Here is a 24,402-nt window from a genome sequence, read left to right on the forward strand (position 1 = left end):
ATAAGGAAACCACGCCCATGAACCGTAACGATCTGCGCCGCGTTGACATGAACCTGCTGGTGATTTTCGAAGCGTTGATGTTCGAAAAGAACCTGACCCGGGTTGCCGAAAAACTGTTCATGGGCCAGCCAGCGGTCAGTGCTGCGCTGGGGCGCTTGCGTGATCTGTTCGACGATCCGTTGCTGCTGCGCAACGGTCGCGGTATGGAGCCGACGGCGCGGGCGCTGGCGATCCTCAAGGAGCTGCAACCGGCGATGGACGTGATTTCCGGCGCAGTCAGCCGCGCCAAGGAGTTCGAACCGGCGAGCAGTTGCGATGTGTTTCGCATCGGTCTGTCGGACGACGCCGAGTTCGGTCTGTTTCCGCCGCTGTTGCGCCAGCTTCAGCAGGAGGCGCCGGGGATTGTCGTGGTGGTACGCCGCGCCAACTACCTGTTGATGCCGGCGCTGTTGGCCTCTGGAGAAATCTCCGTGGGCGTCAGCTACACCACGGATCTGCCGGCCAATGCCAAGCGCAAGAAGCTGCGTGATATTCCCTGCAAAGTGCTGCGCGGCGACGACCGTCCGGGGCCGCTGACGCTGGACGAATATTGCGAGCGTCCGCATGCAATGGTGTCGTTCTCCGGTGATCTGAGCGGCAACATCGACCTGGATCTGGCCAAGATCGGCCGCTGCCGCCGGGTGGTTCTTGGTGTGCCGCAGTTCAGCGGCTTGCGCGCCTTGCTCGCCGGTACCGAGATGATCGCCACGGTGCCGGATTACGCCGCGTGTGCCTTGGTCGAAGGCTGCGCCCTGCGTGCCGAAGACCCGCCATTCCCGATCGATGCCGCGCAATTGTCGATGGCCTGGAGCGGGGTGCACGACAACGACCCGGCAGAGAAATGGCTGCGCTCGCGGATCAGCCAGTTCATGGCGGCGCCGCTGGACATTCCTGCGCTTTAACCGCTCTCTATTACACGAGCAGTTTTCATGTGGGAGCGAGCCTGCTCGCGAAAGCGGTGTGCCAGTCAACGTGGATGTGACTGAGCTGACGCCTTCGCGAGCAGGCTCGCTCCCACTTTGTTTTTGTGGTGGTCTGCAAATTGAATGCACGCCGCCAAACCCTGTGGGAGCGAGCCTGCTCGCGAAAGCGGTGTGCCAGTCAACGTGGATGTGACTGACCCGCCGCCTTCGCGAGCAGGCTCGCTCCCACAATGTTTTGTGGCTGGCAGCAGAACGTCAGTGACCTGGAAAGCAACTAAGCACACCCATCCAATTTCTTCCGCCCCGGCGTTGGCATGATTCCCGTCAATGACATTCAAAGGGTCGGGTCATGATTGCTACAAGGGATGAACAGGCGCGCGACTTGGGGTTGCTGTTCCTGCGGGTCAGTGGCGGGTTGTTTCTGTTGTGGGTGCACGGCTTGCCCAAGCTGCTGGACTTCACCGCACAGCTGCGACTGATCGAAGACCCGTTCCACCTCGGCGCCCACCTGACCCTGATCCTCGCGATTTTCGCCGAAGTCCTCTGCCCGTTGCTGATCGTCGCCGGTGTGCTGGCGCGTTTGGCCTGCTTGCCTATTCTCTTTGTACTGCTCGTGGCGCTGCTGGTCGTGCATCCGCAATGGAGTGTGGCTGAAGGGCAGTTTGGCTGGTTGCTGTTGATTCTTTTCACCACTGTCTTGATTGCCGGGCCCGGACGGCTGGCGATTCCTGTTCGTTTGCCCGGAGTGCTGCGTTATGCCTGAAGTCCTCAATTCACAAGTACCGGGGGCCGATGAGACCGTCACGTTGATCATCAAACACTCGGTCAAGGCCGGTTTCGAATCGGCCTATGAAGCATGGCTGCGCAACATCGTGCGCGTTGCCGGGCAGCGGGAAGGGCATTTGGGTGTGGACGTGGTGCGCGGCAAGCGCGGGCGTCTGGATTTTTACACTTGCGTATTGCGCTTCAGCTCCACCGAAGCGATGCAGGGCTGGCTGGAATCCTCCGAGCGTCAGGCGCTGGTGGCTGAAGCCGCGCCGATGCTGGCTGACGGCGATCAGACCGAAGTCGCGCCGGTTAATGAGTTCTGGTTCACACCGCTGGCCGAAGCCGGCTCGCCACCGCCGCGCTGGAAGCAGGCTGTCGTCACCCTGTTGGTGATTCTGCCGCACACCCTGCTGGTGCCGCTGATCTGGGGCCCGTTGCTGGCGCTGCATCCGTTTCTGTCCAACTACGTGGTCGCCACGTTCCTGATCACCCTGACCATCGTCCTCTCGGTGGTCTACGTGGTGATGCCGCCCGTGACCCGTTTGTTCACGCCTTGGCTGGAAGCCAGCCAGGCCCACGAACACCTCGATTCCCAAGAAACCTCGCCGCGTTGAGCGGGGTTTGCTTCTTTTCACTTTTGCTTGAGGAACTGCGATGAGCGCCGATCTGATTCTGTTCAATGGCCAATTTCATACCGTAGACCGGGAAAAACCACTGGCCAGCGCCGTGGCGATCAAGGACGGCCGCTTCGTCGCCGTCGGTAACGACGCCGAAGCCATGGCCCTCAAGGGCAGCGCCACGCAAGTGGTCGACATGAAGGGCCGTTGCGTCATCCCTGGCCTCAACGACTCGCACCTGCATCTGATTCGTGGCGGTTTGAACTACAACCTCGAACTGCGTTGGGAAGGTGTGCCATCGCTCGCCGATGCGCTGCGCATGCTCAAGGACCAGGCCGATCGCACGCCGACCCCGCAGTGGGTGCGCGTGGTCGGTGGCTGGAACGAATTCCAGTTCGCCGAAAAACGCATGCCGACTCTGGAAGAAATCAACCAGGCCGCGCCGGACACCCCGGTGTTCATCCTGCACCTGTATGACCGCGCATTGCTCAACCGCGCCGCTCTGCGTGTGGCCGGCTACACCCGCGACACGCCGAACCCACCAGGTGGCGAGATCGTGCGCGACAGTAATGGCAACCCGACCGGCATGCTGGTCGCTCGGCCGAACGCGATGATTCTCTACTCGACGCTGGCCAAAGGGCCGAAGCTGCCGCTGGAATATCAGGTCAACTCTACTCGTCAGTTCATGCGCGAACTCAATCGCCTCGGCCTGACCAGTGCGATCGACGCCGGCGGTGGTTTCCAGAACTATCCGGACGATTACCAAGTAATCGAACAACTGGCCAAAGACGACCAGTTGACCGTTCGCATCGCCTACAACCTGTTCACCCAGAAGCCGAAAGAAGAGCTGACCGATTTTCAGAACTGGACCGGCAGCGTCAAGTTGCATCAGGGCGACGACTACCTGCGCCACAACGGCGCCGGCGAAATGCTGGTGTTCTCCGCCGCCGACTTCGAAGACTTCCTCGAACCGCGTCCGGACCTGCCGCAAACCATGGAACAGGAACTCGAGCCGGTGGTGCGCCACTTGGTCGAACAGCGCTGGCCGTTCCGTCTGCACGCCACGTACAACGAATCGATCAGCCGCATGCTCGACGTGTTCGAGAAGGTCAACCGCGACATTCCGTTCAATGGTCTGCCGTGGTTCTTCGACCACGCTGAAACCATCACCCCGCAAAACATCGAACGTGTGAAAGCGCTGGGCGGCGGCATTGCGATTCAGGATCGCATGGCGTTCCAAGGCGAATACTTCGTCGATCGCTACGGCAAACAAGCCGCCGAAGCCACGCCACCGATCAAGCGCATGCTCGCTGAAGGTGTGCCGGTTGGTGCAGGCACCGACGCCACGCGCGTGTCCAGTTACAACCCGTGGACCTCGCTGTACTGGATGGTCAGCGGCCGCACCGTTGGCGGTCTGGCCCTCTACGAAGAAGGTTTGCCACGCAGCACCGCGCTGGAACTGTTCACCCACGGCAGCGCCTGGTTCTCCTCGGAGCAGGGCAAAAAAGGCCAGATCCGTGTCGGTCAACTGGCAGACCTCGCTGCACTGAGCGCGGACTTCTTCAGCGTTGAAGAAGAAGCGATCAAGTGGATCGAGTCAGTGATGACCGTGGTCGGCGGCAAGATTGTCTACGCCGCCGGCGACTTCGAAGACCTCGGCCCGCGCTCGATTCCGGTGCTGCCGGACTGGTCGCCGGTAGTCAAAGTCCCGGGCCACTGGCGCCCGAACTCGCCGCTGCAAGCGCAGGTTCACCAGTGCAGCGGGCCATGCGCCGTGCACACCCACAGCCATGAAAAAGCGCGGATGTCGAATGCGCCGGTCAGCGATTTCGCCGGTTTCTGGGGCGCGTTCGGCTGTTCCTGCTTCGCGTTCTGAGTTTGAAAAAAGCGCCGGTCATCAGGACCGGCGCTTACCGCAACAACCATCCATCCAGGAGTTTTGCCATGAGCGTTCCTTACAAGCGTCTGAACAAAGATGATGCCGTCGTCCTGCTGGTCGATCACCAGACCGGTCTGATCTCGCTGGTGCAGGATTTCTCGCCGAACGAGTTCAAGAACAACGTGCTGGCACTGGGCGACATCGCCAAGTTCTTCAAGCTGCCGACCATTCTGACCACCAGCTTCGACGCAGGTCCAAACGGCCCGATCGTGCCCGAGCTGCTCGAGCAATTCCCCGACGCGCCGTTCATTCAGCGTCCAGGCCAGATCAACGCCTGGGACAACGAAGACTTCGTCAAAGCGATCAAGGCCACCGGCCGTAAACAACTGATCATCGCCGGTGTAGTGACCGACGTTTGCGTAGCTTTCCCGACCCTGTCGGCGATCGCTGAAGGCTTCGAAGTGTTCGTCGTCACCGACTCGTCGGGTACCTTCAACACCACCGTGCAACAAGCAGCGTGGGCGCGGATGTCCGCCGCCGGTGCACATCTGATGAACTGGTTCGCTGTGGCCTGCGAGCTGCAGGGCGACTGGCGCAACGACATGGAAGGCCTGGCGCATCTGCTGTCCGAGCGTCTGCCCAACTATCGCAACCTGATCAACAGCTACACCAAGTTCACTGCCAAGTAATCTGGTCGAAAGTCAAAAGCCCCTCACCCTAGCCCTCTCCCGGAGGGAGAGGGGACTGACAGCGTTGTTTGCTAGAGTTGCATCGACCTGCAATACCGAGCCGAGCTCCGCTCTTGAAACGCATGGAGATCGGCTCCCTTTCACCCTCGCCCCCTTAGGGGGAGAGGGCTGGGGTGAGGGGGTGAGCTTTTGATCTTCAAAGTTTCAGATCAGCGTTTTTGCAACCAACCCAAGAAACCACCTTTTTTCACCGCCACCGGTTTGGCCATCAACGCGAGGCGACTGTTCTGCTGACGCACCGCCTGCAACTTGTTCAAGGCCCGGCCGACTTCGCTGCGCTTGTCCATGCACTCACGGGTCAACTGTTTGTCGAGACGATAGATGATGCTCGACGTCAGCGCTGTGAACGTCGCCTGCGACGGTGTATCGGCAAGAATGCTCTGCTCACCCATGACTTCGCTCGGCCCCATGCGCCCGGCCTCGGTCTGGCCATTGCCGTCCGGCACCGTCGCGCTGACCACGCCCGTGGCGATCACGAACAGACTGTCCGGCACCTCGTCCAGATCCAGCACCACCTGACCGGCCGTGTACTGCTGCGCGACCATCGACTCAGCGAGGCGATCGCGTTCTTCACTGCTCAGCGAGCGGAAAATCTTCACCTCGTCCAGCAACACACGAGCACGGCTCGACGGTTCGATCACGCCGTCGGGATGCCGGGAAATACCCGCCGCTTCGAGATGGCGGTGGGCGAGGTCGAACAGTTGATTGCGCACTTCGCTCTTCTTGCCCAGCTCGGCGATGAAACCGCTGGCAACGTATTCCGACATGGTTTCGCCGGCCTCTTTGAGTACGGCTTTCGGCGCCGGGCTGAGCAGCAGAGAACTGCTGCCCTGCAAGGTGCGATCAAGGGCATCCAATACCCGCCGCGGACGAATGTGGTTCGGCACCTTGATACTGATCGAGACGCCGTGCATGTTGTTCGGCCGGCTGAGGTTGACGATCTTTGCCTTGGCCGCCACCGAGTTCGGTACGACGGCCATGGTGCCGGCGCTGGTCAGCAGGTGCGTGGCGCGCCAGTCGATATCGAAGACCTTGCCTTCGACGCCGTCGATCATCACAAGATCGTCCACCTGATACGGCTTGGTGGTGTTAAGGACGATGCCGGAAAACACGTCGGCGAGGGTGCTTTGCAGCGCCAGACCGACCACGATGGCGACCACCCCGGAAGTGGCCAGCAGACCTTTGACTGGCAGCTCCAGCACGTAACCGGCTGCCGCAACAATGGCGACCAGAAACACCAGCGCGCCGATGACATCCTGCAACAAGCGTCCGCTGTGACCGATGCGGCGCATCAGCGCCAGGCCGATCACTTCGGTCAGCACCCGTGCTGCGTACAACCACCAGAGAATCCCCAGCGCCGTCGCCCCCAGTTGTGCCACGCGATCATCAGCGAACAGCGGAGCCTGCAACGGGCTGACACCGGCATTGATCACCAGCGCGCTGAACGCCAGAAACAGCGCCAGACGCACGCCGACTCGCGGCGCGCGGTGGCTGAAGGGCGAGAAGTGCCAGAGTGCGGCGTCGAGCAGGAGCAGGACGGCGCTCCAGGACAGCAGGTGGGCGTAGAAAAGAGTCATGACCGGTACTCCGCGACGCTGGTGAGAAAAAAGATCGCAGCCTGCGGCAGTTCCTACAGGGAATCGTATTCCAGGGTAGGCGCTGCCGCAGGTTGCGATCTTTTGCTTTTATGGATTCAGATGAGTCTTCAGTTCAGCCGCCGCCTGACGCACCGCGGCTTTGACTTCCGGAATCTGGCTCAGCGGATTGAGCAGACCAAAGTCATGAATCATCCCGTTGTAACGCACCGAGGTCACCGGCACGCCGGCCGCATCCAGATGCCGCGCATAACCTTCGCCTTCATCACGCAGCACGTCGAACTCGGCGGTCTGCACCAGGGCAGCGGGCAGGCCCTTGAGCTGTTCGGCGCTGGCTTTGAGCGGCGAGGCATGGATCTGCGCACGCTCGGCCGGGTTGGTGGTGTAGTTGTCCCAGAACCACTGCATCATGCCTTTGGTGAGGAAGTGGCCCTCGGCAAATTGCTGGTACGACCCGTCGTCGAACTGCGCATTGGTCACCGGCCACATCAACAGCTGGAAGCGCAGGGCAGGGGTTTTCTGCTCTTTGGCCATCAACGCTACGACCGCTGCCATGTTGCCGCCGACGCTGTTGCCGGCCACCGCCAGACGCTTGCCGTCGACACCGATGTCCTTGCCGTGCTCGGCCACCCATTTCGTCGCAGCGTAAGCCTGATTGATCGCGGTCGGGTACTGCGCTTCCGGCGATGGCGTGTAATCGACATACACCGCAACAGCGCCCGAGCCGACCACCAGATCACGAATCAGGCGCTGGTGCGTCGGGAAGTCACCCAGTACCCAGCCGCCACCGTGGAAGAACATGAACACCGGCAACTCGCCTTTGACCTTGGTCGGGCGCACCACTTTCAGGTTGAGGGTCTGGCCATCGACCTTGATCGCCTTGTCGCTGACCTCCACACCGGACAGATCAACCTTCACCGAAGCCTGCGCACCGGTCAGCACCGCACGGGCGTCTTTCGGGCTCAGTTGCTCCAGCGGACGACCACCGCCAGCGGCGAGGGCATCGAGGAACGCTTGGGTGTTGTGTTCGACGCCAGGGCTGCCAGCGGCGAAAGCGCTGCTGACGGACAGGGCGAGGAGGGACGCGGCGAGGGTTTTCTTGACGATGTTCATGGTGGAAATCCTTTTGAATGATTTTGATTTTCTGATCGTTCCCACGCTCTGCGTGGGAATGCAGCCGGGGACGCTCCGCGTCCCAACGATCAGATGGCTGCCTTCGGCAGCTCTTTGTGTTCAGGGTTGTTTTCAAACCGTGAGCACAGATTAATGGGCTGCTGAAAAGCGAAAAAGCGGCTATAAAGCGTTTAACTGTCCACCAGAGAGTGACAATGAACCCGTTCGAAGACATGCGTATTTTTTGCCAGGTGATGGACTCCGGCAGCTTCACCGCTGCGGCCGATCAGTTGGGCCTGTCCAAGCAATTCGTCAGCCGCCGTTTGATGCAACTGGAAGAGCGCCTCGGTGTGCGCTTGTTGAATCGCTCGACCCGCCGCCTCGACGTGACGCCGCTGGGGCAGAGCTATTACGAATCGGCGTTGCGTTTGCTCGGAGAAGTCGAGCAGGTCGAGCAGGGCATCGCCGGCGAAACCGCCGAGCCGCGCGGCACGATTCGCCTCAGCGCGCCGCTGTCGTTCGCGGTGGCGCATCTGGGTTGTCTGCTGCCGCTGTTCCTGCAGCGTTATCGCGAGGTCACCGTCGAGGTCGACCTGAGCGATCGCCCGGTCGACCTGCTCGGCGAAGGTTACGACCTGGCCCTGCGCATCGGCGTGCTGGAAGACTCGACACTGATCGCCCGGCGCATCGCCAGCATCGAACGGGTCTACTGCGCCAGCCCGGCCTACCTCGCCGAACGCGGCACACCACTCAAACCCGAAGACCTGCACAGCCACGATTGCCTGCCTTACGGCCACGGTCGCTCGGTGCAATGGCGCTTCAACGAAGCACCGGGCAAACCGCTGCTGATCAACGTCACCGGGCGCATGCGCGTCAACAACGGCGAACTGCTGCGAGACGCAGCGGTGCAGGGGATGGGCATTACCTATCTGCCAACCTTCATCGTCGGTGCGGCGTTGAAGGACGGGCGGCTGGTGCCGGTGCTGGATGACCTGCGCCCGGAGCCGCTGACCCTGTCGGCGGTTTATCCGCAGCATCGCCAGGCTTCGCGGCCGGTGCAGGCGCTGGTGGAGTTTTTGCGTGAGCGGCTTAACCAGAGTCATGTGAATCTTTGATAGTGGTGCCTACCGGGCAAACAAACGGCGTGTTATCGATCGGGCGAACGTCACACCGTTTTTTCCTGCTATGTCTTTATGGATATTCCTGTCGGGTATGCAAAACGCTAAGTATCTCGATTCGATCCGTCACCTCATAAATCACTACGTAGTTAGGATGTATAACGATTTCCCGGGTGCCGGGAGATCGACCTTTACGGTAGAGATGGGGATGAACGGAGAGTGAGGTTGTGGATTCTTCGATGGATTTCGAGAGACTCACTGCGGCTGCAAAGTTTCTCTAGCCAATGTATCTGAGGATGTTCGAAAGATCGGCCTTGGCTTCGGGCCGCCACTCAATCTGCATCGGCCTTTTTTCGCATGGATTCGATCAAGGCATGCATGTCCGCCATCACGTCCTCATGGGGGAGACTCGGATGGGGATCATCTCTGGACGCCTGCACCTTGGCTCGCAACCAGCGATCATGACTGGCAGCCTGCTCGTCGTTTTCAAACCCTGAATCGTCGGGAAAGATTTTGCCGTCCATAGTGCCTCCGGGATCAATGCCTGGCAGTCTATTCGGTGCAGGGATTGCTGTCGTCGTTGTCTGGATGAACTGCATCTGGGTCGAGCTCCATGAGTACTTGTAGTTCGACAAATCCTAGACTGAGCGCTTCCGACGGCCAACCGACGGAAGATGTAGGAAAACGGTTGGGGTATCCCGAGTTCCTTCCTTTTTCTGTAGGACTCGCTGAAGAGGACTGCGCAGTGTGATTACAACATTGGAACAACCGCCACCCCGGGTCTGTTCTAGACTCACGCAGCTCAATCACGAGCCTCACCCGGAGTAGCGCCATGGAAGTGCCCACCCCCAAAACCGCCATCGAAAGCAATCGACAGGCGTGGAACGATTCTGCCCGTCATCATCAGGATTCGCCGGACTGGCAGGCATTGCTCAACGATGTCGCGCAGGCAGAGTTTTGCTGCCTTGATGACACTTTGCGCGGCTTGCTGGACGTCGACGGCAAAGACGTGATTCAACTGGGCTGCAATAACGGTCGGGAGAGCCTGTCGCTGTTTGCGCTGGGTGCGCGCAGTGTCCTCGGCGTCGATCAATCGGCAGCGTTTCTTGAGCAGGCCCGCGAGCTCAACAGCCGCTCGCCGCATACTGCCGAATTCGTCGAGAGCGACATCCACCATCTGCCCGCATCGCTGCATAACCGCTTCGACGTAGCCCTGATTACCATTGGTGTACTCAACTGGATGCCTGACATCGGCGAATTCTTCCATCATGTCGCGCAGGTGCTGAAGCCGGGCGGCAAACTGGTGATCTACGAAACCCATCCTTTTCTGGAAATGGTTGATCCGCAGGCTGAAGATCCCTACCGCCTCGCCAGCTCGTATTTCCGTGCCGAGCCGTTTGTGCAGCAAGAGCCGATCGTTTACGTAGGTAAAGTCGAGCAGCCGGCGGCAAAGTCGTACTGGTACGTGCATACGCTGGGCGCGATCTTCAGCGGCGCCATTGGAGCGGGGCTGAGCATCGTTGATTTTCAGGAATATGCGCATTCGAACCGGGAAGAGGTGTATGACTGCTACCTGAACCAGCAGGCGCAGTTGCCGATGTGCTTTAGCCTGGTGGTGAGCAAGGCCTGAGAACCTTTTTTGCGACGGCTGGCCTCTTCGCGAGCAGGCTCGCTCCCACAGGGAAACGCATCCCAATGTGGGAGCGAGCCTGCTCGCGATGGCGGCCTTGTGACCGCCAGAAAATTCAGGGAACGGCGTGATTGACTACGTGCCCCGGCTGCGCATAAAGATCAATGCCCAACGCATGAATCACCTTCAACACTGTGTCAAAGCGCGGCTTCGCTCCGGGAGCAAAAGCTTTGTACAAACTTTCGCGACCCATGCCTGAATTCTTGGCGATCTGCGTCATTCCTCGCGCCTTTAACACGTAGCCGATCGCGCGAAGGAATTCTTCGCTGTCTCCGTCTGCAAGCACCTGTGACAGGTACTCACTGATGGCTTCATCACTGTCCAGCAGCGCGACCATGTCGAAATTCGTCAAAGTCTGGCTCATGGTTAAACCTCCTTTGCCATTTTTTGTGCGCGTCGGATGTCTGCGCTTTGTGAGGATTTGTCGCCTCCGGCCAGCAGAATGATTACTGTGCCATTGCGGATTGTGAAATACACCCGGTAGCCCGCGCCAACATCCAGACGCATCTCAGAGACTCCATCGCCCACCGATTTGGCGTCGCCTAGATTGCCTGTTGACGCCCGATCAATACGCCGGGCGATAGCCACTTTGGCGCGCAAGTCTCTAATCGAACGGTGCCAAGCCTGGAATATTGCGGTTTGCTGGATAAGATAAGTCATTGCTCGACTGTATCCAAGTGGATACGGAAAAACAGTCGGCCAAGTCTTTACTGGATGTTGGAAGTGTCGTCACAGTTTGTAGTCAACCAGCCAATCGCTTGTGAGAGCTGCGGGTGCAGCTACTGGCCTCTTCGCGAGCAGGCTCGCTCCCACAGGGAAACGCATTCCAGTGTGGGAGCGAGCCTGCTCGCGATGGCGGTATCAAAACCGCCGCAAATATTCAGCCTGAATCAAGCCTGCGCCGGCGCACTGACTACCGGTCTTTCCGGCTTGCGCAGCGCCTCCAGCCTTGACTCGCTGTAGCGCGTTTCGCGGAAGAAGCGCCAGTGGCCGAACAGGTCGTAAACATGGGTGATACGCCCTTGTTCCTTGTAGCCCAGACGCACATGCATCTTCAGGGCCTGGATATTGGCGTTGTCGCAGATATCCACCACTTTTTTGTACCCACCGGCGTCCATGACTTGCCAAAGTGCGGTCTGTGCGTCGACGGTCAAGGTGCTGCCGAAATAGGGGCGGGCAATTTCGGCACCGAACTGGAAGTACTCACCGGGCTCGATCGTGAACGTGTAGCGGTAGAAGTGGCGATCGTAATAGTCGCGGGTGCTGGCCCAGACGAACCCGACGGTGTGGCCTTCCTGGTCCAGGTACATGTGCCCCGTGTGCCCTTCAGCGGCCAATTCGGCCATGGTCTGCACACGGTCACCAAAGTACTTGCCGAAAGCCTTGGCGTTGTCCTCGGTGATGTCGACTCTATGTAAACCTTCACAGGGGCGCAGTTTGTTTGGCGCGATCGGCGTGACCAGATCGCGCTCCATCCACAGCAATTCACGGTGAGCGAAGACATAACGTTTGCCGAACGCGCCAAGGGTGCGGCGCAGGCCTTTTTGTTTGATGCGCAGAAGCAGTTTGTCGATGACGTTCATGATGCTCTCCGAGGCGCTAGCCCAGGTGTGGTGGATGAAGTTGCAGGTTGTGTTGCGGATGTATTTGCCGCTTTCGGTTTGCCGGCACGCTGTGCGCGCCATTTTTGCAGGGCCGGTTTGACGCAGTACCAAAGACGCAGCCCCAGGCCCAGCAGCAAGCCACTGGGGCGCCATGAGTAGAAGCTCCAGCGCCAGTGTTCCAGTTGTCCGGTCATGCGCTCGTGCAGTTGATGACTGGAGTTTTCCAGGCTGACCCGCGAGGCATCGATCCAGTGCCATTGCTCGGCCAGGCCCCAGCGAATCCATTCCTCCAGCAGCACCCGACCGCTGCCCAGATCGGCATGTTGCGGCAGGAACGCCAGGTTGTAGTCGTAGAGTCGGCCCTGCTCGAGCAGGCCCAGCCGATAACTGATGCAGCGGCCGTCCAGCTCCAGCGTCACCACTCGCACCAGCCCTTGAGCGGCGAGGGCGGTGAAGGCGTTCTGTATCCATTGACGACTGTGGTCAGTTGCGAAAATGCCGACGCCCTCGTCACCTTTCCAACTGACCGACTCGACTTCTTGCAACGCCTGTAAAACCGTAGGCATCGACAGCGCATCGGGAGTGATTCGCCGTACTTGAGCGCCGCACGCGGCAATCCGTTTGCGCGCCCGACGCAGTTTGTAGCGCGGGTCGCCGGAGACTTCCTGATGGTCGGCGTCGCTGATCAGATGCACCGGCACCCGGCAACTCAGGCGCCGTTCAGCAGTAGAGCTAAGCGCCATCCAATCGGTGAGGGCGCTTTCTTCCCCAGCAGGTTCCGACAGTTCGTTGAGTTGCAGCAGCGCATGGGGCAGGCGCTGACGGATCAGCATCAGCGCATCGCGCATATCCTCTGCGCCGAGCAACGACAGCAGGGCCAACCGATCGGCCAGCGGATAACCCAAGTGGCGCAAGACGCGAAATGGCACGCCCGCGAAGCGTTCGCGGCTGGACACCAGGGGCAGGCACAGGCGCAAAGCCTCTGCTTCCCAGCCGAGCAGAACGTGCAGGCACTGATTCTCTTCCAACGCCTGCTCTGCTGCGCACAACCAGCCGAGGTGGTTGAACGGCGTGTGATCGGCTACGTGAAGGCGCAGCGTTTCATACGCGGTTGCCGGGAAGTCGGCAGCGCACAGCGAGGTGCGCCATTCAAATCGCATCACCATAGGTTCAGGCCGCCGTTGCTGGGACAGGTGGACGAGAATTTTTCCGCAGTGCCTCCAGGCGCGAGCCGCTGTAGCGGGTTTCGCGGTAAAAGCGCCAGCGACCGAACAGCGTGTAGATATTCATGATCCGCTGTTGTTCGGTATAGCCCATGCGCAGGTGCAGCTTGAGCGCCGGGATGTTGCTCGAGTCACAGACATCGACCACTTTGCGGCAGCCTTTCTCAGCCATGGCTTGCCACAGGCGCACTTGCACATCGACTGACAATTCGCTGCCCCAGTAGGCACGGGTCATTTCGCCACCGAATTCGAAGAACTCGCCAGGTTTCACCGGGAACCGGCAACGGTAGTAATGCCGATCAAAATAGTCGCGCGGCGTACCCCAGATGAACGCAACGGCATCGCCTTGCTCGTCGACATGCATATGCCCGGTATGACCCTCACTGGCCAGCTCGGCCATGACGCCGACACGGTCGCCGAAGTAACGGGTGAAGGCGCTGGCGTTGTCTGCGGTGATCTCCATTACGCGCAGCGGCGGGTAGGGTTTGAGGCTATGCGGCGGCACGGGGCTGACCAGATCACGTTCCATCCACAGCAGTTGCTGATGGGCAAAAATGTACATTCTGCGGATCTTCGCCAAGGTCGCTCGCAGACCTTTGCGACGGATATGTCCGCTGAGTTTTTGCAAGATTTCCATGGTCTCTTCTCCTGATGAAAGTGCCGCGCGCAGCATCACGCTCGCAGGGCGGAGGGGCGGTTCATGAAGCGTTCCAGTTCAGGGCAAACAGGGTTTGCCCGGGTAATTCGAAACGCACGCGCCCGTGTTCGCAGGCAAATGGTGCGTCGCGGGCGCGATTGTCAGCGCCGAAGAAATGCAGGGCGCCTTGGTTGAGCGGGCACTTGGCACCGCTCAGAGCAACGCGTTGCAGGCGCGTGCCTTTGTTCACCCCGAGCAACGTGCGCTGCTCGTCGCCGGCCATCGCCAGTACGTCCACTTCGAAGGCGTCGTTATCCAGTTGCAGCACGTGCGGCAGCCAATGCCGGGCGATGAATTGCTGGGCCAGGCCCACCGGTTTCAGCTCGAAGCGATCGCCGGCCAACACGCGCACCATGCCCTTGGCGTAGGGCGGTTCGTCGGCCGCCTGAAACCAGTTGAGCATGCTCAGCAAACCGTCCTGAGAAGCATTGATGACCACCGATGCCCACCACAGCGCGGCGTAATGAGTTTCCTGGTCGTACGGGCTCAGGCTCGAGCCACTGGACAGATTGGTCTGATCGAGCAGCAAGGCTTTGCGCGGCTGACCCTTTGCGTCGAGGCCGACCAGTTGCGCGGCGCGGCGCACGCTGTCGCGGTAGACGCGAGTGGCGAGCAGGTCGCGGATCATCCATTCGTGCCAGGCCAACGCGTCAATCTGATCGGGCGCTTCACTGAGCAGACGCCGTGCCCAATCGATCCCGCGTTTGTCTGCGGCGTTATTGGCGAACGGGCCGTTGACCAGGCGCGAACTGGCCGGCATGGCGATGCGCACGCCGGCCCTGGCGTTGGCGGGATCGCTGCGCACCTGGCGGGCCATGCTGACGAAAATCGAGCGGTATTCGTCGTAGCTCGAATAGTTGAGGTTCGGCTCGTCGGCGAAGCCGATGTAATGCGTGCCTTGACCACCCAAGGCACGAGTGCCGGCGAGCCACGTCTCAAGGCCGTTGCTGCTTTGCACATCGGCGCGCAGATTGGCCTGACGCCCGGTGCCGGCCAGCAGGGTGATGTCCTGGCGGATGCCGAAGCGCGTCTGATAAAGCTGACGAACCGGGTCTTCGAAGCGGGCACTTTTCGACGTTATGTCAACGTAGCTGTAGTAGCTCGCCGCACTCGGTTTCAACGCATCCAATGCGGCATGACTGCTCGCGGGCGGCATCAGATTGGGCAGCGCGATGCCCAGATCCGGAGTGCGCCCGAGCACCATGGCGTGCAGGGTCAGGCGGACCTCACCCGATTCTTCATGCACTGGCTGCAGCTGCTGCGGATTCTGCGCAAACAGGTTGTCCGTGCCATCGAGCCAGAACGCCGCTTTGCCGCTGCCCTGCAGGCGCAAGCGCCAGACCTGAGGCCGGTCACTGACCGGCAAGGCCACTTGATCGAATTGCCAATAGGCGCGGTGGGGCTTGAGGGCCAGCGACAGCTGTTGTCCATCGTCCACCCGCTGTGCTTGCAGCGCGTTGACGCCGCCATGGTATTTGCCGTTCAGCACCGCATGCTCTCCCGGTGCGACCTGGAAAAACAGCTCAGTACCATTGCGGGTTTCGACGCTGAAATGCACTTTGGCCGGACTGAACAGCGCCACGGTGGTTGCGTCATGCTCGACGCAGTAACTACGGAAGCTGTAGCCGGGAATCTCCAGGCGATAACCGGCAGCTCCCGGCACCAGCGGCCAGCTTTGCGAACCGCGAACCTCACTGGCCTTGATGAAGCGATCACCTTGCAAGCGGCCATGGCCGTCAAGCAGGTAGATATGCTCTTCATTGGCCTCGGCCTGCCACGCCGGAACCCAGCGCACGGTGACTGTATCCGGGCGGTCGGCTTGCAGATACAGGCTGCCATCGCGGATGTCGCCCCACTGCATGGGCGCAGCGAAGGCATTCAGCGTCATGCCGAGTCCGAACAGCAGGGCCAGGCGCTTCATGCGGCTTTCCTGCGGTGCAGCATCAGCCACATCGGGCTGAGATCGCCGGGCAGAATGAACAGCGTGTGCCAGAACGGTACGCCGCTCAGCCTGCAATAAAGCACCAGCATCGCCAGGGTCACTGCCAGATAGGCAATCGAGGACGCCGCCGCTGCGCCGACGATGCCGTAGCTCGGGATCAGCAGCAGATTCAGGCCCAGATTCAGCAACGCGCCCACCCCCATCATCAGCGAGACGGTGGCAGGGCGATTCTTGCCGATCAGGTCCAGGCGCAGAATGCTTGCGTAGCACAGGCCCAACAGCCCCGGCAGCAAAGCCAGCAGCGCCGGATACGCGGGTTGGTAGGCGACGCCGAACAGGATGATGATCAGCCATTCGCCGATCAGCGCCATCGTGACGCAGGCGCAGAGCATTACCGTCGCGGTCAGGCGCAGCGCCAGCGGCGTGACCTTGTCCATGCCCTTGTCCTGTTGCAGCAGACGCTTCATCAGCGGTGTGGTGACTGCTTCCGGAACGATCAGCAACAGTTCAGCAGCGGCGCTGGCCATGGCGTAATGGCCGAGCGCGCTGCTACCGAGCAGGGCGCCGATGAACAAGTAATCGGAGCGCAGGATCACCTGTTGGAACAGCAGGTCCGGATGGCTGCGTGCACTGAATTTCAGCAGCTCCTTCTGGCTTGCACGATCCCATTGCAGTTGCAGCGGCTGTGCGCGTTTGAGCCACATCCAGCCCACCAGTACCACCAGGCTGATACCGGCCAGCCAACTTATGAGCGCCGCTTCGAGTGCCGCCTCTTTCCACATCCAGAACAGCGCAACAAAAAGCAGTAATGGCGCCAGCGATTCGATCAGACGCAGGACATTGAAGGCGACCACGCCACCCGACGCGTTGTGCAAGGTCAGCAGGCCGCTTTTGAGCACGGTCAGCGGTACCGCCAGCAGCAACAGCCACGCCAGCAGACCGAGCTGCATCGTGACGTCGAGTTCGCTGCCGAATTCTCGCGCCAGCGCCACCACCAGCAACGTCAGCAGCCCGGCCAGCAGACAACCGAACACCAGCACCTGGGCGAGCAACAGCCCCATCGGCCGCTGGTTAGCCGCTTGATAACCGACCGCTGAATTCAGGCCGCCGCTGGTCGCCGCACTGATCAGATCCGGCAGGGTGCTGAGCAGCGCGAACAGACCGCGTTCGCTCGGCCCGAGAATCCGCGCCAGCAACACATTGCGCAGCAGGCGCAGGGCGATCATCGCCAGTTTGGTGCCCATGCTCAGGGCGAGGTGCTTGATGTAGCTGCCGCGACTCATGGCCGTGCCCCGCGAAAGATCCGTAGCGACAGCAGCTCCGGATTGCGCGCGGTACGTTGGCTGACGCCGAAGCGCGGCAGGTTCAGCGGGTCGCCGGCGCCGCGATAGAGTCCGGTGGACGTGCCAAGCGCAAACGGATAATCGTGATTGGCGACCTGCTCGCGCACGCGCTCATCGTTGTCGCCGTTGGGGTAGCAATACACCGGCAGTGGCCGATTGCAGCCGTTGTGCAGGGCGTCGCGGCTGCGGCTGATTTCTTCGTGCAGACGCATGTCATCCAGGCCAGTGAGGATCGCATGACTGGCGCCGTGGGGGCCGAAGCGCACCAGACCGGACGCTTCCATGGCGCGCACCTGATGCCAGTCCAGCGCTTGTGGCAGAGAATCCGGCGGACACTCATTGGTCAGACGTTCGAGTTCCTGCGGATCGAGGCTCTTCAGCCCTTGCAGGTAATGCAGCAGTGCCAGGCTGCGCCGGTCGACATCGATATCGTCGAGCAGCACCGGCAGCGGATGACCGGTGATGCGCAGGTGCTCGATCAGGTGCATGCGCGCCTTTTCGCCATGGCTGCCCCACAGCGTTTCACCGACGCTTTCCCACCAGAACCGTTGCCGACTGCCAATGAAATCGGTGGAAAGAAAAATGCTCGCCGGCACCTGATATTTTTGCAGCAGCGGATAGGCATTGACCGCGTTGTCACGCCAGCCGTCATCGAAGGTCAGCGCCACGCGCGGGCGCTCGGTGCGCAGGGCGTTGGGCTGCAACAACTCCATTAGCGGCACGCAATCGAAATGCTTGCGCAGCCATATCAGCAAGTGTTCGAACGCCTGCGGGCCGACACACAGTTCATTGCGGTGTGGCAGGTTGGCGGCACGGTCGTTGGCCAGCACTCGGTGGAGCATCAGGATGACTCCGGCCCCGTGCAACTGGCTGCGCCCCACGGACGAGTTGAGATAGAGCCAGCCGCTGGTGCGTTTTATCAGTTGTTTGATAGCCATGGCATGCGCCCTCTCAACGATTCTGGTCAGGATTCCACTGTGCGTACCGTTGCCCGCGCAGGAACTGCCACAGGCCGACGCTCATGCCTGCCAGCGTCACCAGCAGGAAGGCCGCGAGGCGGAACGGTTTCGGTAAACGGTGTTGCGAATCCAGCAGGCCGGCGATGGCAATCGAGTAACCGAGCAATTGCGCGAGCAGGCTCAGGCGATAGAAACCGTGCTGGTTCCACAGCCAGAAATTGCTCAGCAGCAGCGGCAACAACAGCACCGGCGCCAGTCGACGAATCAGTTTGTGGCTGATCAACGCGATCGAATACAGGCCGTGCTTGAAGGGATTGAGCAGTTCACGGCGTTGCGCCAGGCTCTGCAGGCCACCGACGGTGACCCGCTGGCGGCGACGCCATTGCTTGTCCGCTTCGTCGACGCCCTGATCGATCACCTGCGCCTCGGGCACGTAGACGATGCGTTTATGCGCCACCGGTGCGCAGGTACTGATGAAGAAATCATCGTTGACCTCGGCCGGCACGGTCTGGAACAGCTCGCGACGCAAGGCGAGCAGGGCGCCGTCGGCGGAGACCATGCAGCCGGTGCGATTCTCGACCCGGCGCAACCAGCCTTCGTAATGCCGATACAGGCTGTCGCCGATGCTCAGGCCGCCACCGGTAACCGGGATCACCATGTGCCCCGCGCAGGCGCCTACCTGTGGATCGCTCAACGGCGCGAGCAAGTGGCCGAGGGTGTCGCGCGACCACTGGTTGTCGGCATCGGTGAACACCAGAATGTCGCCGCTGCTCAGGGCGGCGCCGGCATTCAGCGTGGCGGCTTTGCCCTGGCGCGGCAGGTCGAGCACGGTGATGTGCGGATCAATCACTTTGTGCGCGCAAGCCACGGTGTCATCGGTCGAACCGTCGCTGGCCAGAATGATCTGCAACGCGGCCGGCTGATAGTCCTGAGCCAGCAGCGTGCGCAGCTTGTGCTCGATATGGCGTGCCTCGTTGTGCGCGGCAATCACGATGCTGACGTTCAGCGGCGGTGCGGGGGCATGTCGCCAGGCCGGGAACAGTGGCGCGAGCAAGGTGAGCAGCAGCGGATAGCCGATGTAGGCGTACGCTGGCAACAACAGGCACAGGCAAAAAATGAGTTCAGCCACGGGCAGGCCTCCTTGCATTCCAATGACACAGACCGAGAATCAATGCTGCGCTTGCCAAGTGCAGGCGCACCCAGTGCAGGCCCCAGAGCTGCAAGGTCAGGCTGAGGTTATGCTGGCGAATGCTTTGCCGCAGGCTGAGCAGCAGACTGGGCAGCAGGCCTGCCATCAGCAGCAGTAACGCCTGCTGCGCGTAGCCGCCCAGCAACGCAAGAATCGCCAGAGCATCAATCAGCCACACCAGTAACGAGAGCAGCGGAAACCGCAGCAGACGCAAGCTCATGCCGTGGGCCCGGACCAATTGCAGATGACTGCCCTGACGCCACAGTTCCTTGCCGACCCATTCGCGCCAGGTCATTTCGTAGCCCCAATGCAGAGCGACGCTGGTATTGACCGACAGCAGACGAGCACCGTGTCTGTGCAGACGCAGGGTGTATTCCTTGTCCTCGCCGGTGCGCAGGGTTTCGTTGAATCCGCCGACGTTGTCGAACCACTGCTTGCGCATCAGCAGGTTGGCACTGGGCAGCCATTGCACAGTGCGCGTGGCGCCACCCGACGGGCGCAAAGAGCGGCGCTGCCACGCGGCGGCGAACCATGGCGCGGCAGCAGGGGTGTGCAGGTCGAGGCCGAAGACGTCGCCCTGGTCGCCCGCAGCCAAAGCCAACATCTGCTTCAGCCAGTCTTCCGGCATCTCGATATCGGCATCAATGAATGCCAGCCATTCACCACGGGCAACCGTTGCGCCACGATTGCGCAAGGCGCCGATCAGCAGGCCGGGCAGCAGCAGAACCTGCGCGCCGAATGCGCGGGCAATCTGCGGCCCTTCGTCGGTGGAGCCGTTGTCGACGACTATCAATTCACAGTCGATGTCGGCTGCGTGCGCGGCCTTGCTGGCGGCCAGCAGCGTTCGGCCGATATGCCGGGCTTCGTTGAACATCGGAATGACAATGCTGATCCGGCTCATGCTTTGGCCTCCGTCAGCGCTGCCTGCTCGGCTTTCAGGCGCAGCACCCAGGTCAGCGCCAGCATGATCCACAGGTATTTCAGGTTCGGCGCACTGAGGAACATCAGGAACAGCGTCAATGACAGAAAGCTCATGCCCAGATGGGTAACCATGCCTGCGTGCTGCCACTCGCGCCGTTGCAGCCACGTGCGTCGTGCACGGATCAGGTTATAGAAACCCTGCACCAGCATGCCGACAAACAGCAGGCCGGCGGGAATCCCCAGTTCGCTGAAGATCTCCAGATAAGTGTTATGCGCCCGGCGATACAGGTCGCCGATCTTGCGGTTGGCCGAGAACGCCTTGGCATAACCGGTGGTCGCGTAGTGCAGCGGGAAGGTGCCAGGGCCGGAGCCGAGCAGCGGATGCTCGCGAATGATCTGGCTGCCAACGACAATGTAGGAGGCGCGACGGCCGAGGGATTCGTCCTGGGCCTTGGCCCCGGCGCTGAGGATGCTCAGCGATTGAATGCGTGCCAGATAACCGGCCGGCATCGCATAGATCGCCAAGGGCAGGATGATCGCAGCACCGAGCATGGCGAAGCCGAAATGCCGTGGACGAATGCGGGTCAACTGCTGGCGGTAGTGCCAGACCCCGATTGCCAGACTCAACGCCAGTACGACCAGCCCTGAGCGCGACTCGGTTTTGGTCATGCCGCCGAGCAGCAACAGACAGCAACCAGCCCAGAACAAACGGTGCAGCAGGTTCGGGCTGCGAATCACCAGCAGTAGGCCCAGCGGCACGGCGAAAGCGATCAGCAGGGCAAAGGCATTCGGGTCTTCGAGCAGGCCGGCGGCGCGGCCCTTGTCCTGGAATCGGCTGGAAAACATCGCCATCGCGCAGGTCGTGCTGACGCTGAGGGTGACCAGTCGGGCGAACAGATCCAGATTCAACTCACGGCCGATCAACAGGGTGATCACGAACAAGACCAGGCCCACGCTCAGTTCACGCAGATGAGTCTGCGACATGCCCAGATTGTCGCTGGCGAACAGGCTCAGCAGGTACAGCGCCATGAAACCGATCAGGTAACGCCACAGATTGCTGCGCAGGCGTTGCGACGGGATCTGGTGCAGCGCCAGTTGCAGCATCACGATTACTGCCAGCGAGGCACCGATCAATTTGCTGCCCGATACCGAGCTGTCCTTGAAGAAACCTTCGAACGGCACCAGCGCGGCAATGCCGAGCAGGCCCCAGGTCGGCTTGCGGTACAGAACGGTGAAACCGACCAGACCAATAACCGCCCCCGGCGCCAGATACGGCCAGGGACTGGCCAGCAAACCGAGGCTGACCAGGGCGAACAGACTGACGATCGAGAGCGGGAAAATCATGCGCGTGTCTCCCGTGCCGTTTGGATGTACAGCTGCGACCAGCGTTCGGCCAGAGCCTTGAGGTCGTAGCGTTCCTGTTGGGTGCGTCTGGCGTTGTCGCGCAACTGCGCGGCCAGCTTCGGTTCGGCCAGCAGTGTGTCGAGCTGGCGGGCGAGGGCGGCGGTATCCGTCGGCGCCGCGAGCAGGCCGTTGTGACGATCCTGCAAGACATCCGGAATACCGCCGACCGCGAACGCCACCACCGGCACGCCGGCCTGCATCGCTTCGAGCAGAATCATCGGAGTGCCCTCGGTGCGCGAGCTGATCACCAGCGCATCGAGTTGCCGCCACCAGCCTTGCATCGCCGTCTGGTAGCCCGGTAGGCGAACCCGCTGCTGCAACCCGGCAGCGTCGATGCGCGCCTGCAAGGCCTCGCGTTCCGGTCCGTCACCGAGCATCACCGCGTCCAGTTGCGGATGCTGGTGACACAACGCAATCAGCGCATCGAGAAACAGGTCCGGGCCTTTTTCACTGCTCAACCGCCCGACGTAACCGGCCAGCCAGCGTTGCCGCTCTGCCAGCGGCGGCATCGCTGGCGCCGCTGGCAGACCGTTGGGAATCACCTGCAACTTCTCCGCGCGCACGCTGGCCTCAAGGTGCAGCGTGGCGATGCTTTGCGCCACGCAGACCACCCGTTTCACCGACGCCGTGCGGCACAGTTGCAGGCTCAGCCAGGTGTAGAACTTCTGCTTGCGACTGCGTGGAGTGAAGCCGTGCTGGGTGATCACCAGCGGCAGGCGCAGCAGCGTGGCGCCGACCCAGCCGAACAGCAGCCCTTTGAAGTTGTGCGTATTGAGCAATGGTTTGTCGCCACGGCGCTGACGCAAGTGTCGCAACAGCTCGCCCAGCCCTGAACAAACGCGAGCGTCCACCCCGGCTTCACGAAAGCGCGCGATCAGTTCTGGCGGCGCGTCAAGGAACAGCACCTGGTGCTGCCCCGGCGTGGCCAGGCAATGATCCAGCAACATCCGCTCGGCCCCGTAGAAGCCGCCGCTGCTGAGCAAATGAATGATCGGCAGGGCGACGATTGGGGTGGACACCGCGTTCAATTGCGCACCCAGTGAACCAGGCTCGGCATGGTCCAGTTCTTGTGCGGATTGCCCGGCTGCGACGTTTCTTCGTTGAGCACCAACAGCACCGGCACGCCCAGTTCATTGCTGATTTGCGCCGGATGCTTGAAGCGATGGTCGAAGAACTCACGCACATAGACAAAGGCGATTGCCAGCAGCAGTCCGGTGAACAGCCCGAATGGAATGATCAGCATCGGCTTTGGAAAAGCCGCCTCGGTCGGCTCGAACGGTGGACTCAATACCCGGGCGTTGGACAGGTCGTTGTCCAGCGCGCGTGTCGTGCTGCTTTCGGCAAAGCGTTGCGCATAGGTGGAAAACGCTGCGTGCAACGCGCCGATCTCGGTGTCCATCTGGCGCAGCTTGCTTTGGGTCTGCTGCAATTGATGGATGCGATTCTTGAACTCGGCAATGCGCGCGGTTTTCTGCTCGATGACCTGGCTCACCACCGACAGGTCGATCGTGCGTTCCTGGATGCGGTTGTTGACCACTTTGAGGAACTGTTGGCGCGTGCGGGCAATTTGCTCGCGGGCCAGCAACATCGGCTCGCTGCCAGGCTGGAATACCGCCAAGTCATTCATATAGCGGCTGACCTGAGTGGTCAGCGCCTCGCCCATCTGCCTGATCTCGCGATCCTCGAACGCAATGTTGTCCACCGTCGTGGTGAAGGTGAACGGGAAGGTGTAGTCGTTGAGCTTGTTGGTGTTGGCGGCGGCCAGGCTGGTTTTCAGGTAATCGAGCCAGCGTTGGCTCTGCAGCAAGCGATCGCGATACAGGTTGAGTGCCTGCTCTTCGGTGTTGATCGCGTTGAGGCGAAAGGTGATTTCCTCTTTCGGGTCGGAAGAACCGACGCTTTCCAGCAGGCTCAGCCGCGCGCCTTCAAGACCATCGAGCCGCACCTGATACTGATGCTTCTTGGTTTCGTAGAACGAATGCGGCAGCTCGATCGATTGCAACGCCTGACGATCGACCAGATAGTTCTGCAGCAACGCGGCAACAAACGTTGTGCCCTGGGCCGGATCGGGGAAGCTGTAGACGATCGAGATCACATTGGAACCCGGCAGGGTTTCGATCTTCAGGTTGTCGATGGCGTCCTGGGTCAAACCGTCCAGTGCCGTGTCGCGCACCGGATCGGTTTGCATGCCCAGCGCATCACGCAGCGGATTGATCACGTATTCGCGCAGCGGCGTGCTGACGTAACGCTTGAATGGCTCGCCCGCCAGCTTGCTGAGCATCCCCGGCGGCGGGTTGTACTGACCCATGTCGCGCAGTTCGCTGATGGTCTGACGGATCAGCGCCGGCGAACGGAGGATGTTGCTTTCGGTTTCCATGTCCGCCAGCGACGGCGGAATGAAGGTGGCGCTGTCCTGGGTCAGCGAGGTGGTCGCATCGCCCTGAGACAGCTTTTTCGACTGCACGATGACCTGCGCGGTGATATCGAAGCTCTGTTTGAGCAGCAACGGCAGGAGCAGGGCGATCACTGCAAAGGTCAGGAAGATGCGCTTCACCGTTTGCTTGTTGGCGAAGAAAATCCTGAAGAACTCATGCAGGTAATTTTCTTTTGGGTTCATGTCGGTCACCTG

Annotated in this window: 23 protein-coding genes and 1 pseudogene; 7 read left to right on the forward strand and 17 right to left on the reverse strand. The window is 61.0% G+C overall.

The genetic code is table 11. The features are described 5' to 3' along the window. The first annotated feature begins 17 nt into the window (after window positions 1–17). The 5 genes from HU724_RS10955 (at window position 18) to ycaC (ending at window position 4,915) form a co-directional block, all read left to right on the forward strand. Window positions 18–941, forward strand: coding sequence for a LysR family transcriptional regulator (locus HU724_RS10955; RefSeq protein ID WP_039762138.1), 924 nt, complete (start codon window positions 18–20; stop codon window positions 939–941). Between the two features lie 370 nt (window positions 942–1,311). Next, entirely contained in the window at window positions 1,312–1,725 is a 414-nt protein-coding gene (locus HU724_RS10960) for a DoxX family protein (protein WP_186565443.1), read from the forward strand. After that, a complete protein-coding gene (locus HU724_RS10965) occupies window positions 1,718–2,344 on the forward strand; it encodes an antibiotic biosynthesis monooxygenase (RefSeq protein WP_186565442.1) in 627 nt (208 codons plus the stop codon). The genes HU724_RS10960 and HU724_RS10965 overlap by 8 nt, the downstream gene beginning before the upstream one ends. A 40-nt stretch (window positions 2,345–2,384) precedes the next feature. Further along, entirely contained in the window at window positions 2,385–4,223 is a 1,839-nt protein-coding gene (locus tag HU724_RS10970) for an amidohydrolase (RefSeq protein WP_042609477.1), read from the forward strand. Window positions 4,224–4,291: 68 nt separating this feature from the next. Further along, window positions 4,292–4,915, forward strand: a complete 624-nt coding sequence (ycaC, locus tag HU724_RS10975; RefSeq protein ID WP_016774080.1) for an isochorismate family cysteine hydrolase YcaC — start codon at window positions 4,292–4,294, stop codon at window positions 4,913–4,915. Between the two features lie 209 nt (window positions 4,916–5,124). Here the strand turns inward: ycaC and HU724_RS10980 are convergent, their stop codons facing one another. Continuing rightward, on the reverse strand, window positions 5,125–6,552 hold the full coding sequence (locus tag HU724_RS10980; RefSeq protein WP_186565440.1) for a mechanosensitive ion channel family protein: 1,428 nt from the start codon (window positions 6,550–6,552) through the stop codon (window positions 5,125–5,127). Window positions 6,553–6,660: 108 nt separating this feature from the next. Beyond that, the gene (locus HU724_RS10985) at window positions 6,661–7,683 is read right to left on the reverse strand and encodes an alpha/beta hydrolase (RefSeq protein WP_186565438.1); all 1,023 of its coding nucleotides are present in this window, start codon (window positions 7,681–7,683) and stop codon (window positions 6,661–6,663) included. 215 nt (window positions 7,684–7,898) lie between these two features. Between HU724_RS10985 and HU724_RS10990 the strand changes: the two genes are divergently transcribed. Continuing rightward, a complete protein-coding gene (locus HU724_RS10990) occupies window positions 7,899–8,798 on the forward strand; it encodes a LysR family transcriptional regulator (protein WP_024012435.1) in 900 nt (299 codons plus the stop codon). A gap of 76 nt (window positions 8,799–8,874) precedes the next feature. Here HU724_RS10990 and HU724_RS10995 read toward each other — a convergent pair. Continuing rightward, window positions 8,875–9,144, reverse strand: a pseudogene (locus HU724_RS10995) (type II toxin-antitoxin system RelE/ParE family toxin). Continuing rightward, the gene (gene relB, locus HU724_RS11000; RefSeq protein ID WP_038862015.1) at window positions 9,134–9,325 is read right to left on the reverse strand and encodes a type II toxin-antitoxin system RelB family antitoxin; all 192 of its coding nucleotides are present in this window, start codon (window positions 9,323–9,325) and stop codon (window positions 9,134–9,136) included. Before relB ends, HU724_RS10995 begins: the two are co-directional and overlap by 11 nt. A 308-nt stretch (window positions 9,326–9,633) precedes the next feature. Here relB and HU724_RS11005 point away from each other — a divergent pair, with 308 nt between their 5' ends. Continuing rightward, window positions 9,634–10,431 (forward strand): class I SAM-dependent methyltransferase, encoded by a 798-nt coding sequence (locus HU724_RS11005; protein ID WP_186565436.1) that lies wholly within the window; start codon window positions 9,634–9,636, stop codon window positions 10,429–10,431. 115 nt (window positions 10,432–10,546) lie between these two features. Here the strand turns inward: HU724_RS11005 and HU724_RS11010 are convergent, their stop codons facing one another. From HU724_RS11010 to HU724_RS11070, 13 genes are all read right to left on the reverse strand, one after another. Then, entirely contained in the window at window positions 10,547–10,855 is a 309-nt protein-coding gene (locus tag HU724_RS11010) for an addiction module antidote protein (protein WP_039762818.1), read from the reverse strand. 2 nt (window positions 10,856–10,857) lie between these two features. Then, window positions 10,858–11,151: a type II toxin-antitoxin system RelE/ParE family toxin gene (locus HU724_RS11015; RefSeq protein WP_186565434.1), complete on the reverse strand. Its 294-nt coding sequence runs from the start codon at window positions 11,149–11,151 to the stop codon at window positions 10,858–10,860. Window positions 11,152–11,381: 230 nt separating this feature from the next. Next, entirely contained in the window at window positions 11,382–12,074 is a 693-nt protein-coding gene (locus HU724_RS11020) for an N-acetyltransferase (RefSeq protein WP_186565432.1), read from the reverse strand. Further along, window positions 12,071–13,261, reverse strand: coding sequence for a GNAT family N-acetyltransferase (locus HU724_RS11025; protein WP_186565430.1), 1,191 nt, complete (start codon window positions 13,259–13,261; stop codon window positions 12,071–12,073). The genes HU724_RS11020 and HU724_RS11025 overlap by 4 nt, the downstream gene beginning before the upstream one ends. A gap of 4 nt (window positions 13,262–13,265) precedes the next feature. Further along, window positions 13,266–13,955, reverse strand: coding sequence for a GNAT family N-acetyltransferase (locus HU724_RS11030; RefSeq protein ID WP_186565428.1), 690 nt, complete (start codon window positions 13,953–13,955; stop codon window positions 13,266–13,268). Between the two features lie 61 nt (window positions 13,956–14,016). Continuing rightward, window positions 14,017–15,936 carry a hypothetical protein gene (locus HU724_RS11035; protein ID WP_186565426.1) on the reverse strand — a complete coding sequence of 640 codons (1,920 nt, stop codon included), beginning with the start codon at window positions 15,934–15,936 and terminating at the stop codon, window positions 14,017–14,019. After that, window positions 15,933–17,240 (reverse strand): oligosaccharide flippase family protein, encoded by a 1,308-nt coding sequence (locus tag HU724_RS11040; RefSeq protein WP_056784521.1) that lies wholly within the window; start codon window positions 17,238–17,240, stop codon window positions 15,933–15,935. The genes HU724_RS11035 and HU724_RS11040 overlap by 4 nt, the downstream gene beginning before the upstream one ends. Further along, window positions 17,237–18,238 (reverse strand): polysaccharide deacetylase family protein, encoded by a 1,002-nt coding sequence (locus HU724_RS11045; protein WP_024012445.1) that lies wholly within the window; start codon window positions 18,236–18,238, stop codon window positions 17,237–17,239. Before HU724_RS11045 ends, HU724_RS11040 begins: the two co-directional genes overlap by 4 nt. A 13-nt stretch (window positions 18,239–18,251) precedes the next feature. Beyond that, window positions 18,252–19,388 carry a glycosyltransferase gene (locus tag HU724_RS11050; protein ID WP_186565424.1) on the reverse strand — a complete coding sequence of 379 codons (1,137 nt, stop codon included), beginning with the start codon at window positions 19,386–19,388 and terminating at the stop codon, window positions 18,252–18,254. Further along, entirely contained in the window at window positions 19,381–20,349 is a 969-nt protein-coding gene (locus HU724_RS11055; RefSeq protein ID WP_186565422.1) for a glycosyltransferase, read from the reverse strand. Before HU724_RS11055 ends, HU724_RS11050 begins: the two co-directional genes overlap by 8 nt. Next, window positions 20,346–21,713 carry an O-antigen ligase family protein gene (locus HU724_RS11060; protein WP_122602587.1) on the reverse strand — a complete coding sequence of 456 codons (1,368 nt, stop codon included), beginning with the start codon at window positions 21,711–21,713 and terminating at the stop codon, window positions 20,346–20,348. The genes HU724_RS11055 and HU724_RS11060 overlap by 4 nt, the downstream gene beginning before the upstream one ends. Continuing rightward, window positions 21,710–22,801, reverse strand: a complete 1,092-nt coding sequence (locus HU724_RS11065; protein WP_186565420.1) for a glycosyltransferase family 4 protein — start codon at window positions 22,799–22,801, stop codon at window positions 21,710–21,712. Before HU724_RS11065 ends, HU724_RS11060 begins: the two co-directional genes overlap by 4 nt. Further along, entirely contained in the window at window positions 22,798–24,390 is a 1,593-nt protein-coding gene (locus HU724_RS11070; protein WP_186565418.1) for a GumC family protein, read from the reverse strand. Before HU724_RS11070 ends, HU724_RS11065 begins: the two co-directional genes overlap by 4 nt. Window positions 24,391–24,402: the final 12 nt, after the last annotated feature.

This window comes from Pseudomonas iranensis (genome assembly GCF_014268585.2).
Lineage (GTDB): Bacteria > Pseudomonadota > Gammaproteobacteria > Pseudomonadales > Pseudomonadaceae > Aquipseudomonas > Aquipseudomonas iranensis.

Coding starts and splice junctions, on each gene's coding strand:
- HU724_RS11030 (WP_186565428.1), bottom strand. CDS start 13,955: ATGGAAATCTTGCAAAAACTCAGCGGACATATCCGTCGCAAAGGTCTG.
- HU724_RS11035 (WP_186565426.1), bottom strand. CDS start 15,936: ATGAAGCGCCTGGCCCTGCTGTTCGGACTCGGCATGACGCTGAATGCC.
- HU724_RS11010 (WP_039762818.1), bottom strand. CDS start 10,855: ATGAGCCAGACTTTGACGAATTTCGACATGGTCGCGCTGCTGGACAGT.
- HU724_RS10980 (WP_186565440.1), bottom strand. CDS start 6,552: ATGACTCTTTTCTACGCCCACCTGCTGTCCTGGAGCGCCGTCCTGCTC.
- HU724_RS11070 (WP_186565418.1), bottom strand. CDS start 24,390: ATGAACCCAAAAGAAAATTACCTGCATGAGTTCTTCAGGATTTTCTTC.
- HU724_RS11025 (WP_186565430.1), bottom strand. CDS start 13,261: ATGGTGATGCGATTTGAATGGCGCACCTCGCTGTGCGCTGCCGACTTC.
- HU724_RS10970 (WP_042609477.1), top strand. CDS start 2,385: ATGAGCGCCGATCTGATTCTGTTCAATGGCCAATTTCATACCGTAGAC.
- HU724_RS11045 (WP_024012445.1), bottom strand. CDS start 18,238: ATGGCTATCAAACAACTGATAAAACGCACCAGCGGCTGGCTCTATCTC.
- HU724_RS11040 (WP_056784521.1), bottom strand. CDS start 17,240: ATGAGTCGCGGCAGCTACATCAAGCACCTCGCCCTGAGCATGGGCACC.
- HU724_RS10985 (WP_186565438.1), bottom strand. CDS start 7,683: ATGAACATCGTCAAGAAAACCCTCGCCGCGTCCCTCCTCGCCCTGTCC.
- HU724_RS11060 (WP_122602587.1), bottom strand. CDS start 21,713: ATGATTTTCCCGCTCTCGATCGTCAGTCTGTTCGCCCTGGTCAGCCTC.
- HU724_RS11005 (WP_186565436.1), top strand. CDS start 9,634: ATGGAAGTGCCCACCCCCAAAACCGCCATCGAAAGCAATCGACAGGCG.
- ycaC (WP_016774080.1), top strand. CDS start 4,292: ATGAGCGTTCCTTACAAGCGTCTGAACAAAGATGATGCCGTCGTCCTG.
- HU724_RS11055 (WP_186565422.1), bottom strand. CDS start 20,349: ATGAGCCGGATCAGCATTGTCATTCCGATGTTCAACGAAGCCCGGCAT.
- HU724_RS11015 (WP_186565434.1), bottom strand. CDS start 11,151: ATGACTTATCTTATCCAGCAAACCGCAATATTCCAGGCTTGGCACCGT.
- HU724_RS10965 (WP_186565442.1), top strand. CDS start 1,718: ATGCCTGAAGTCCTCAATTCACAAGTACCGGGGGCCGATGAGACCGTC.
- HU724_RS10960 (WP_186565443.1), top strand. CDS start 1,312: ATGATTGCTACAAGGGATGAACAGGCGCGCGACTTGGGGTTGCTGTTC.
- HU724_RS10990 (WP_024012435.1), top strand. CDS start 7,899: ATGAACCCGTTCGAAGACATGCGTATTTTTTGCCAGGTGATGGACTCC.
- HU724_RS10955 (WP_039762138.1), top strand. CDS start 18: ATGAACCGTAACGATCTGCGCCGCGTTGACATGAACCTGCTGGTGATT.
- relB (WP_038862015.1), bottom strand. CDS start 9,325: ATGGACGGCAAAATCTTTCCCGACGATTCAGGGTTTGAAAACGACGAG.
- HU724_RS11020 (WP_186565432.1), bottom strand. CDS start 12,074: ATGAACGTCATCGACAAACTGCTTCTGCGCATCAAACAAAAAGGCCTG.